Here is a 277-nt window from a genome sequence, read left to right on the forward strand (position 1 = left end):
ATAACGGTGCGCTTTCGCCGGACTCATGCCCGCGCGCTGCGCGAGATCGCGCAGCATCATCGCGCGCGGCTCGTGCGTGAGCACGTCGAGCAGACGGAACCCGACTTCGATTGACTGGATGCCCGAGCGCAGTTTTTCCTCGCCGCCGTCGTGCTCGATGCCTTGCTCGCTGTCGTGCTGGTCGGCGGCATCGTCGTCGGCGGGATCGAGCGGTTCGGCGGAATCGGCATCCTTGCGGATCGAACTGGAGCGGGCGGTTGGAGGCATAGGCAGTGGT

At 66.1% G+C, this 277-nt stretch carries 1 protein-coding gene; it reads right to left on the reverse strand.

Annotated features, from left to right (window positions below):
• Positions 1-267 (reverse strand): helix-turn-helix domain-containing protein (locus SB753_RS36905; RefSeq protein WP_410805085.1); only part of this gene is annotated, 267 nt, incomplete at its 3' end.
• Positions 268-277: the final 10 nt, after the last annotated feature.

This window comes from Paraburkholderia sp. SIMBA_053 (assembly GCF_046534895.1).
GTDB classification, from domain to species: Bacteria; Pseudomonadota; Gammaproteobacteria; order Burkholderiales; family Burkholderiaceae; genus Paraburkholderia; species Paraburkholderia caledonica.